The organism is Solidesulfovibrio sp. (assembly GCF_029978005.1).
Classification (GTDB): domain Bacteria; phylum Desulfobacterota; class Desulfovibrionia; order Desulfovibrionales; family Desulfovibrionaceae; genus Solidesulfovibrio.
In genome coordinates this window covers 1-10,442 of sequence record NZ_JARKOZ010000029.1, presented here as the reverse complement: position 1 = coordinate 10,442, position 10,442 = coordinate 1, and the positions used below count along the sequence as shown (strand labels likewise).

The following is a 10,442-nucleotide window of genomic DNA, read 5'->3' as shown; positions in this document are numbered from 1 at the left end:
GCCGAAATCCAGGGCGTGCGGAAGTTTCAGGGCATCCCCGGGCTGGTCAAGTCCAACAAGGCCTTTCAGATCGTCAAGGAAGAAGACATTCATTTCGAATAGCCCTGCCCTGCCAGGCCTGCCTTCCCCAGTCCCCGGCGGACGCGCGGCCCCGGCCGCCGACTGTGCCCCAAAGGCGGGCATGGCCAAGGACACCCGACCATGATAGGGGGCACAGCCGTGGAATCGAAGCTTTCCATCCCCATCCTGCCCCAGCCCGACGACACCACCTGCGGGCCGACCTGTCTCCAGGCCATCTACCACTACTATGGCGACGAGACGCCCCTGGAGTCGGTCATCGCCGAGGTCCAGACCCTGGCCGGGGGCGGCACCCTGGCCGCGCTTTTGGGCTGCCACGCCCTCATGCGCGGCTATGCGGCCAGGCTGTACACCTTTGACCTGACGGTCTTCGACATCACCTGGTTCGCCGACGGCCCCCCCGCCGTGAACCTGGCCGACAAGCTCAGATGCCAGCGCCGCCACAAGCGCAGCTCGCGCCTGCAGGCCACCACCGAGGCCACCCTGGAATTTCTGCGCCTCGGCGGCGAGATCCGCTTTCAGGACCTCACCGCCAAGCTCATCCGCGACATCCTCAAGCGCGACCGACCCATCCTGGCCGGGCTTTCCGCCACCTACCTCTACCGCACCGCCCGGGAACGCGACGGCGCGGACGGCAGGATGGTCTTCGACGACCTGCGCGGCGAGCCCTCCGGGCATTTCGTGGTCATCGGCGGCTACGACCAGGAAAAACGCACCACCCACATCGCCGATCCGCTGCTGCCCAACCCCATCAGCGAGAGCCAGTACTACGAAGTGACGCTCAACCACCTCGTGTGCGCCGTCATGCTCGGCATCATCACCCGCGACGCCAACCTGCTCGTGCTCTCGCCCCGAAAAAAAGCCGTCCCACGGGACGGCAAAGGAGCCCCCCCCCGTGTCCGTTCTGGTGGTCATTGAAAACCCCGAGGACTGTTCCCTGGTCTTTTCCGGCGTGGAGCCGGTCGCGGCCCGGTCCTACCTCACCGACGAAACCTTCACCGGCCTTCGCGGCGTGAAGATCATCAATATCTGCCGTTCCTACCGCTACCAGTCCATGGGCTACTACGTGTCGCTGCTGGCCGAGGCGCGCGGGCACAAGCCCGTGCCTTCCATCACGGCCATCCAGGACATGAAGTCCCTCGGCATCATCCGCCTGGCCTCGGACGAGCTCGAAGAGGTCATGGCCAAGGCCCTGTCCGACCATCAACCCGAGAAGCTGAGCTTCTCGGCCTACTTCGGCAAGACGCCGGACAAGGGCCTGGAACTGCTCGCCTCGCGGCTCTTCAAGCTCTTTCCCGCGCCCTTCCTGCGCGCCGACCTGACCTTCCAAAACGGCTGGCAGCTGCAAAACGTCTCGCCGCTCTCGGTCAAGGACATTCCGCCCGGGGAGCGCGACTTCGCCGAGTCCGTGTCCACGGAGTACTTCGCCGGCAAAAAGCTCATCATCCCCAAAAGGCCCGTGTCCCGCTACGACCTGGCCATCCTGCACGACCCGGAGGAGGCGAGGCCCCCCTCGGACGCCAAGGCCCTCAAGCGGTTCGTGAAGGCCGCCGAGACGCTCGGCGTCGGCGTGGAACTGATCACCCGCGAAGACTCCAACCGCCTGTCGGAATTCGACGCGCTTTTCATCCGTGAAACGACCAACGTGGACCACCACACCTACCGCATGGCGCGAAAGGCCGCGGCCGAGGGACTGGTGGTCATCGACGACCCCCAGTCCATCCTGCGCTGCTCCAACAAGGTCTACCTGGCCGAGCTGCTTTCGCGCCACAAGATCGCCGCCCCGCGCACGGTCATCGCCCACGCCAAGGGCATCGACCACATCCTGGAGGAGCTGTCCCTGCCGTGCGTGCTCAAGCAGCCCGACAGCGCCTTTTCCCAGGGCGTGGTGCTGGTGCGCGAATCCGACGCCCTGGTCGGCGAGGCCCGGCGGCTTTTGTCCAAGTCCGACCTGGTCATCGCCCAGGAATACCTGCCTTCCGATTTCGACTGGCGCATCGGCATCCTCGACCGGCGGCCGCTGTTCGCCTGCAAGTACTACATGGCCTCCGGGCACTGGCAGATTTTGCGCAAGGGCAAGAGCGGCAAGGACATCTACGGCCGGGTGGAGACGCTGCCCGTGGGCAAGGTGCCCAAGAAGGTCGTCTCGGCCGCGCAGAGGGCCGCCGACGCCGTGGGCGACGGCCTGTACGGCGTGGACCTCAAGCAGGTGGGCAACAAGGTCTACGTCATCGAGGTCAATGACAATCCCAACATCGACGCCGGCTTCGAGGACGAAGTCCTCCAGGACGAGCTGTATCTTCGGGTAGTGGAAGTCTTTCTCAAACGCATCGAACGCCGCAAAACCGGGAGCCTCAACATATGAGCCGGGCCAGACCGCTTTTTTCCGCCTACGGCATCGAAATCGAATACATGATCGTGGACCGGGAGACGCTCGGCGTCCTGCCCGTGGCCGACAAGCTGCTCGCCGCCGCCGCCCGCGAGGAGGGCGCGGCCGACGTGTCCATGGGCCCGGTGACCTGGTCCAACGAACTGGTCAACCACGTGCTGGAGATGAAGGTGACCGAGCCGGCCAAGAGCCTGGTCGGGCTGGCCGGGCAGTTCGCCGAGAGCGTGGCCATGGCCGACGCGCTGCTCGCCCCCCTGGGCGGACGGCTCATGCCCACGGGCGCCCACCCCTTCATGGACCCCCTGGCCGAGACCGTGCTGTGGCCCCACGAATACAGCGAAATCTACAAGGCCTTCGACGCCATCTTCGACTGCAAGGGGCACGGCTGGTCCAACCTGCAGAGCATGCACGTGAACCTGCCGTTTCGCGGCGACGACGAGTTCGGCCGGCTCCATGCCGCCATCCGGGTGCTGCTGCCCATCATGCCGGCCCTGGCCGCTTCCTCGCCGCTGCTCGACGGGAAGTTCACCGGCTTTCTCGACGCGCGCATGGAGCAGTACTCCAAAAACGCCGCCCGCGTGCCCTCGGTCATGGCGGCCGTCATCCCGGAAGCCGTCTTTTCCGAACAGGAATACCGCGACCGCATCCTGGCCCCCATGTACCGCGACATCGCGCCGCTGGACCCCTCCGGCGTGCTCCAGGACGAGTTCCTCAACGCCCGGGGGGCCATCGCCCGCTTCGACCGGTCCACCATCGAGATCAGGGTCCTCGACACCCAGGAATGCCCCTGCGCCGACCTGGCCCTGGCCGGCGTGCTGACCGCCGCCCTCAAGGGGCTTGTGGAAGAACGCTGGTCCACCTATGAGGAGCAGAAGGCCTGGGGCACCCGGGAGCTGGCCAACATCTTCTCCCAGACCATCCGCACCGCCGGCCGCACCGTCGTCCCCCAGGAGTACGCCAAGCTCTTCGGCGTCTACGCGCCGTCGAACATCCCGGCCCGCGTCATCTGGCGGCGGCTCACCCACAGCTGTCTGCCGACCATGGACTACGACCCGGCCTGGGACAAGCCGCTGCCCGTGCTCGTGGACCAGTCGAGCCTGGCCCGGCGCATCCTGGCCGCGCTGGATGGCGACATGCGGCCGGTCAACGTGCGGTCGGTCTACGCCAAACTGTGCGATTGCCTGGAAAAAAACGAGCCCTACAATGTCGGACTCCTGGGCGCCGCTTATTACCTGTGAGCATGCCGGCAATGCCGTGCCCCCGGCCTACCGGCCGCTTTTCGAAGGCCGGGAGGACCTGCTCGCCAGCCACCGGGGCTTCGACCTCGGCGCTCTGGCCACGGCCGAGGCCCTGGCCGGGACCCTCGCTGCGCCACTGCTCGTCACGGACGTCACGCGCCTGCTCGCCGACGCCAACCGCAGCCCGGGCCATCCGCGCCTCTACTCGGAAATCACCAAGCCGCTTCCCGTAAAAACCCGGCGGGAGATCTTCGAGGCCTGCTACCGCCCCCACCGGGAGGCCGTCGTGGCCCGGATCGCCACTCTCGTCGCCGCGGGAAGGCGCGTGCTGCACCTCGCCAGCCACAGCTTCACTCCGCGCCTTCGGGGCGTCACGCGCCACTGCGACGTGGGCTTTCTCTACGATCCCCGGCGTGCGGCCGAAAAGGCCTTTTGCGGCCGCTTCCTGCGGGAGCTGGCTTGCCTCGACGGCGACCTCATCCTGCGGCGCAACTATCCGTACCGGGGCGCGACCGACGGCTTGGCCACGGCCCTGCGCCGCCGTTTCGGCGAGGCCTACGTCGGCGTGGAGCTCGAGGTGAACCAGCGCTTCGCCCGGGGGAGCGAGGAGGCGCTGTCCAGCATCAACGACCACCTGTGCGAGGCCCTGCTGCGGGTCCTGGGACGAAAAAGCAGCTGTCTGGAGGGGAAAATGGACGGCGGGGCTTAGAGTGTCGCGCCGCCGTGCCGGGCGTTCTCACGAAGATGGCGGCCCGGCCGGGCCGCGCCCCTTGAAGAGCGTCAGACTGCTGCGTTCGCGCACGACCTCGAACAGGTGGCGAAGGACCGCGAGATAGGGGCTTTGCTCGCCCGGGCGGCCGTTTATCGTCGCCACGGCCAGACGCGGCTCGGGCAGGACGCGGCGCACGAGCAGGTTTTCCAAGGGGGCCAAAGCCGCCGACAGGCCGGGATCGTCCGGGGAGAGCACGGTGTCGATACGTCCCCCGCCAGCGGAATAGGCGAGTACCGGCCGGGCCCCGGCAAAGGCCACGGCGCAGCCGGCCGCCCGGCGCGGCAGGGCCAGTGCGTCGCCGGACTCCTCCGGGCTCCACAGGGCGCAGGGGTCGCGCCCGGCGCACCACCAGGGCTCGACGCCGGTCAGGCCCTCGACCAGCAGGCGCACGGCCCGGGCCGAGGCGAACTGCGGCCCGGCCAGGCCGGCGAAGAACTCCCCCGACACGACCTCGCCCGAAAGCTCCATGCGCCGCAACGCCCGAAAGACACCCGGCCAGCCGAAGGCCGGCCCCTCGCGGACAAGGACGTCGCGGCAAAGGACACCGTAGCGCTCGAGCAGCAGCCGCGCCCGGTCCATGGCCAGCTCCTCGCGACCGAGAGCGTCGTCCGGCGGCGGCGGCACGCGGGGAAGCCCCCAGGTTCCGGCCGTGGGCAGGCTGGCGGCGAAACGCGCCGGGGCCGTGCGCCGCAGGGTCCGCCGCCCGCCCCGGGAGGCCTCGAAAAAGGGAGCTTCGGGGGTGAAATCCGTGGCCACGCCCCGGCGCAGCACGGCCAGAGCGTCGCAGGCCGCCTCGCCCTTCCAGGCCGCTTCCCACAGCCGCCCGGTGAGATCCGACGGGGAAAGGCCCGTAACGTCGAGCAGCGTCGCGAAATCGTAGCGGGCCCGGGGATCGGGAAAAAGCCCGCCCGACCCCGGCGGCGCGAAGCCGGCCAGGTCGAGGTCGTCCGAGTGGGCGAAGAGCACCTTTTTCTTGCCGGCCCCGAACCAGCCCAAGCCCGTGGCGGCCAGGGCCGCGTCGAGCCAGGCCGGATCGTAGGCCCGGCAGCGGGCGGGCAGGACCTCGGTTTCCCAGAGCACGGCCGCAAGCGGCAGACCGGCCAGGCGTTCCAGGCGCGCGGCCAGGCCGGCGGCGTCCGTGGCCGGCGCGGCCAGCCCCTGCCACAGGGCCAGGAAATACGGCAGCCGGCTGGCCGGCGCGGCGACGAGCCCGGGCCGCCTGGCCGCCCGGGCCAGGCGCAGCAGGGTCTCGAAGTTGGCGGCGTCGCACCAGAGCGTCGCCTCCTGGCCCGAGACGAGCGCGCCGGACACCCAGCGTCCGGCCCCGGCCATGTCCTCGGCCGCCCCGGCCAGCAAGTCCTCGGCGACGCCGAGCAGCGCGGCCATGGCCTTTAGCGTCAGCGGGCCGTGGAAGGAAAACCACTCGGCCAGCAGTTCCTCGCGCCGGGCGGCCGCGTCCTCGGCGCTTCCGGCCGGCCGCTTCGCCTTGCCCGCCCCCGGCGCGGCCAGGGACGGGTCGCCGTAAAGGGCCAGGGCCACGTCCGCCGCCCGCTCGAGCGCGACCAGCCGAGGCCGGCCGTCGGCCGGCGCGACGAGGCGGGCCAGGCGCGGGGCCAGGGCCGCCTCCACGGCCTCGGGCGCGTCCCCGTGGTCCCGGGATACGGCCGCGAGCATCGCCGCCCATTCGCCTTCCGTGACGAGGACCCGCTCCTTGAGCCATTCCAGCAGCTCGGCGGCCCCGGACGGGGCGTAGCCCGGAAAGAGGCGCTGGCGCTTGGCAACGAACGTCTTCACGATCTCCGCCGGCACGCTCGGCTTGGCCGGGGAACGGGCCACCTCGGCCACCAGGTCGGGCCGGGCCCCGGTCGGGCCGGTGGCCGTGCCGGCGTCGGTCAGGTACATGTATTCGGTCACGTGCCGCCAGACGATGTCCGCCGCGAAGGGGCTCTGGGTCCGGGTATGGACGACGCTGACCGACACGGCCCCGGAGCGCAGGCCCGAGAGGTAGGCGCGAAGCCCGTCCATGTCGAAGGCGTCGGCCAGGCAGGCGCGCCAGGCCTCGAGCACCATGGGGAAATCTCCGTACCCGGCCACGGCGGCCAGGAGCTTCCGGGCCCGAAGCCGCGTGATCCAAAGCGGCTGGCGCTTGCCGAAACCGTCGCGCGGCAAAAGGAGCGCCCGGCCGGCGGCCTCGCGAAAGGCCGCGCCGAAAAAGCCCGAGCCTTCCAGGCGTGCCCGCAGCCTGGAGGCGATCTCCTCCGGCACGAGAAGCCCAAGCACCGCCTCGGAGGACACCTCGCCCGGCAGGGTTATGGCCACGCAGTCGTTGCCGGCGTAGACCGGCGCGGCCTCGCCGAGCGTCTCGCCCAGGGCGGCTTCGAGCATGAGGCCAAGAGGGGCGGTCACGGCCAGCCCGAGCGGCGCGTGCAGGATGACCTGACTTCCCGGCGCGCCGCCGGGGCCGGTGGCCGTCACCTCCACGACCAGGTGGCGGGCATGGGGCAGGGCCGCTCCCGTGACCTCTTTCTGACGGCGCAGGAAATCGACCAGGGCCGCGGCCGCTCCGGGCTCGAGGAAGCAGTCCGCCTCCAGCTCGGCCGCGAAGCCGACCTCGGCCAGGCGCGCCTCGGCCTCCTCCAGGAAATCGGACAGCAGGGCCGAGAAATGACGGTCGCGGCCGTGGGGATCGCCCAGCCAGAACGGGGCCGGCACGGTTCCCTCGGGCGCGGGGGAAACGAAGACGTCGGCGTCGGTGATGCGCTCGATGCGCCAGTTCTGCGCGCCGAAGGCGAACACCTGGCCGAGCCGGGCCTCCCAGACGAAGACCTCGTCGAGCTCGCCCAGGCGCGCGCCGGAGTCCTGGCGACGCAAGGCGTAATACCCCCGGTCGGCGATGACCCCGCCCGAGGCGTACAGGCGCATGAGCGCCCCCTTGCGCGCCGCGACCGTGCCGTCCACGGCGTCCACGGCCAGAAGCGGCGAAAGCTCGCGCACGCGCGTCGCGCCGTAGCGCCCGGCCAGCATGCCGAGCGTCAGGTCGAAGGCGGCGCGGGAAAGGCCGCGGTACGGCCAGGCCCGGCGCACGGCGTCGTAGAGCGCGTCCACGCCCCAGGTCTCGACCCCGCACATGGCGACCAGGGTCTGGGCCAGGACGTCGAGGGGGGCCACGACCGGGCGCAGGGGCTCGATGTCGCGGGCGAAAGCGGCCCGGGCCATGACCGCCGCCTCCAGCAGGTCCTTTTCCGAGGTGGGCAAAAAAAGCCCCCGGCTCGTCTCGCCCACCCGGTGGCCGCTGCGGCCGATGCGCTGCACCGCGGCGCTGACCGTGGGCGGGCATTCGACGAGGATCACCTCGTCCACCGCGCCGATGTCGATGCCGAGTTCCAGGGAGCTGGTGGCCACCACGGCCCGCAGCTCCCCGGCCTTGAGCCGGGCCTCCACGGACTGGCGCAGCTCCCGCGACAGGGAGCCGTGGTGGGCGTAGGCCAACGTACCGTCCGCTTCGTCGTTGACCAGCCGCGCCAGCTTCTCGCACAGCTTGCGGTTGTTGACGAAGACAAGGGTGGAACGATTGGCCGCTACGCGCTCCCGGATGTCGGCGGCCACGGCCTTGATGCGCCCGCCGACCCGGTCGCCCTCGGGCCAGGGCACGTGGCGCACCCGCAGGGCCATGCGCTTCGCCGCGTCGCTGGCCACCACGGCCACCGGCCGGGGCACGAACTCGCCGGGATCGTCGGGCGTCGGCGCGAAGCCGCCCACCATGGCCGCGACCGTGGCCAGCGGCATCACCGTGGCCGACAGAGCCACGCGCTGGAATTCCCCGGACAAAAGGGCCAGCCGCTCCACGGCGGCAAGCAGGAACACACCGCGCTTGGTCCCGGCCACGGCATGGATCTCGTCGAGGATGACCAGGCGCACCTCGCCGAGCATGCCCCGCCCGCCCCGGGAGGACAGCAGGAGGCTTAAGGACTCCGGCGTGGTGATGAGGATTTCCGGCGGCTTGCGCAGCATCCGCCGCCGCTCCTCGGACGAGGTGTCGCCGCTTCGCAGGGCGACCCGGATGGGCGGCAGGGTCCGCCCGGCGGCCTCGAAGGCCCGACGCAGCCCGGCCAGGGGAACGAGCAGGTTGGCTCGCACATCCGCGCCCAGGGCCTTGAGCGGCGAAACGTAGACCACCGACACCCGGCCGGCGGGCCACACGCCCGTGGCCAGGCGGTCCAGGGCGCAGAGAAACGCGGTCAGCGTCTTGCCCGACCCGGTGGGGGCCACGGCCAGAACATGCTCGCCGGCGGCGATGCGGGGCCAGGCGCGCTCCTGGATGTCCGTGGGCGCGCCCACATGGTCGGTGAACCAGGAAGCGACGCGCGGATCGAAGGGCAATGGCATGCCGCCAGGGTATGATCCCGGGCGGCATTTGGCAAAGCCCTTTCCTCAACCATGAAACAGCTATTTTATCGGCATGTTACTCAAGGAAGGAACAGCGAAGCGACAACAAAGAAACAATCGGCGCGGCGATGGGAACAGGATGGCGACATCCGCCGCCCGGAAACGCACACGAAAGGAACAGGAAAGCGACAGGAGAAGCGCGGCTTCAGCCGGCCTGGCCCGATTCGCCGAAGGCCGACCGTATCCGCGTGGTCACGCCCCGGCCGGACAGGTACGCGGCGTACTGCTCGGCCGCCGCCCGGCGCGGAAACGTCCGCAGGACAAACTGAGCCCGGTCCGTCTCATCCCAGATCCAGACGTACTCGTCCGGCACGATGGCCTGCAGCAAAAGCTCCTGGCGCAACCGGGCGCGCGCCAAGTCCCGCTGGTCGAAATCCTCGGGGTCGTACGGCCCGCCGACCGCCAGCACCCACCAGCCGCCGTTCCTGTCCATGACGCAGGCCTACTTGACGCCCAGACGCACGGTGTAGCTCCAGTGAAACGGCACGACTTCCTCGCCCATGGCCGCGATCTCGCGGCGCAGCACGTCCAGGCCGAAATCCGCCTCGGCCACGCCATGAGCCAGCATCGTGGCCACGCCGCCGAAGGAATACGCCAGCCCCAAAAGCCGCCGGCCGTCGCCCGGCTCCACATGGTGCATCATGACCTGCCGCGTGAAGCGGAACTGCCCCGAAGCGGCCATCCGCCCCAGATGCCCGGCCTTGTCCCAACGCTTGACGTCCGTGAGCCGCAGCTTCTCCTCCATAGCCCGGGACCGATGCCGCAACGACATGAAGGCCGCCTCGGCCGGTCCGCCGAAAGACGGCGTCATGTCCGCGTCCACGGCCGCGAACACCCCGCCCTCGCGCAATATGCGGGCCACTTCGGCGAAGGTCGGCTGCGGCTCCATCCAATGCAGGCACTGGCTGCACGTGACGATGTCCGCGCACCCTGCCCGAAGCCCGGTCTCGTCGGCATAACCGTTTCGAAAAATGACGTCCCCGCCGCCCGGGATCGCAGCCACGGCCTCCTCGGCCCGGTGACGCATGCCCTCGTTGGGCTCGACGCCGATGATCGTCGCGGCCCGGCCGATCCACAACCGCGTGGCCAACCCCGTGCCGCTGCCCAGATCCACCACCATGTCGGGACGCTCCACCCCGGCATAGCGGCACAACACGTCCACCAACACCGGCGGCGGCGAAGGACGGCTGGCGTCGTACACGCCGGCCAAACCGTCGAACCGGGCGGCATTGGGTTCCAGGTCGGTCATCGTGGTCATGGTCGTGGTCATGGTCGTTGCTCCTCGCGAGGATGGTAGCGGGTCCGCGGCTTGGCCGCCAGTTACAGGAATGTCGTAGGGAAGAATGCCTCCGGCGGCCGGGGGGCATGATGCCCCCCGGACCCCCTCGCTGGGGAGGCGGAAGAGGGGTACGCGGGTGGAAGGCTGGTCGTGGGCGGGAGTGCGTCGGCGAGGCCGGAATCGACCCGGCGATGCCGTCGCTTCGCTCCAGGCTCGCCGGGCCGATTCCGGCCTCGCAGG

Annotated in this window: 7 protein-coding genes and 1 pseudogene; 5 read left to right on the top strand and 3 right to left on the bottom strand. The window is 70.1% G+C overall.

Annotated elements, in window-relative coordinates; translation table 11 throughout:
* The 5 genes and pseudogenes from Q1K70_RS02915 to Q1K70_RS02895 all read left to right on the top strand — a co-directional run.
* A pseudogene (locus Q1K70_RS02915) lies at nt 1–102 on the top strand (flagellar motor switch protein FliM); the annotation flags it as partial.
* Nucleotides 103–201: 99 nt separating this feature from the next.
* Complete coding sequence (locus Q1K70_RS02910; protein WP_300155509.1) at nt 202–996, top strand: C39 family peptidase; 795 nt, start codon at nt 202–204, stop codon at nt 994–996.
* Nucleotides 974–2,443, top strand: coding sequence for a RimK family protein (locus Q1K70_RS02905; RefSeq protein ID WP_300155506.1), 1,470 nt, complete (start codon nt 974–976; stop codon nt 2,441–2,443). The genes Q1K70_RS02910 and Q1K70_RS02905 overlap by 23 nt, the downstream gene beginning before the upstream one ends.
* A complete protein-coding gene (locus Q1K70_RS02900) occupies nt 2,440–3,705 on the top strand; it encodes a glutamate-cysteine ligase family protein (protein ID WP_300155503.1) in 1,266 nt (421 codons plus the stop codon). The genes Q1K70_RS02905 and Q1K70_RS02900 overlap by 4 nt, the downstream gene beginning before the upstream one ends.
* The gene (locus Q1K70_RS02895; protein ID WP_300155500.1) at nt 3,671–4,414 is read left to right on the top strand and encodes an N-formylglutamate amidohydrolase; all 744 of its coding nucleotides are present in this window, start codon (nt 3,671–3,673) and stop codon (nt 4,412–4,414) included. Before Q1K70_RS02900 ends, Q1K70_RS02895 begins: the two co-directional genes overlap by 35 nt.
* 27 nt (nt 4,415–4,441) lie before the next feature.
* On the opposite strand, the gene Q1K70_RS02890 is transcribed toward Q1K70_RS02895, so the two are convergent.
* The 3 genes from Q1K70_RS02890 to Q1K70_RS02880 form a co-directional block, all read right to left on the bottom strand.
* Complete coding sequence (locus tag Q1K70_RS02890) at nt 4,442–8,863, bottom strand: DEAD/DEAH box helicase (protein WP_300155497.1); 4,422 nt, start codon at nt 8,861–8,863, stop codon at nt 4,442–4,444.
* A 205-nt stretch (nt 8,864–9,068) separates the two neighbouring features.
* Complete coding sequence (locus tag Q1K70_RS02885) at nt 9,069–9,356, bottom strand: hypothetical protein (protein WP_300155494.1); 288 nt, start codon at nt 9,354–9,356, stop codon at nt 9,069–9,071.
* 9 nt (nt 9,357–9,365) lie between these two features.
* Nucleotides 9,366–10,193, bottom strand: a complete 828-nt coding sequence (locus Q1K70_RS02880; RefSeq protein ID WP_300155491.1) for a class I SAM-dependent methyltransferase — start codon at nt 10,191–10,193, stop codon at nt 9,366–9,368.
* Nucleotides 10,194–10,442 lie beyond the last annotated feature (249 nt).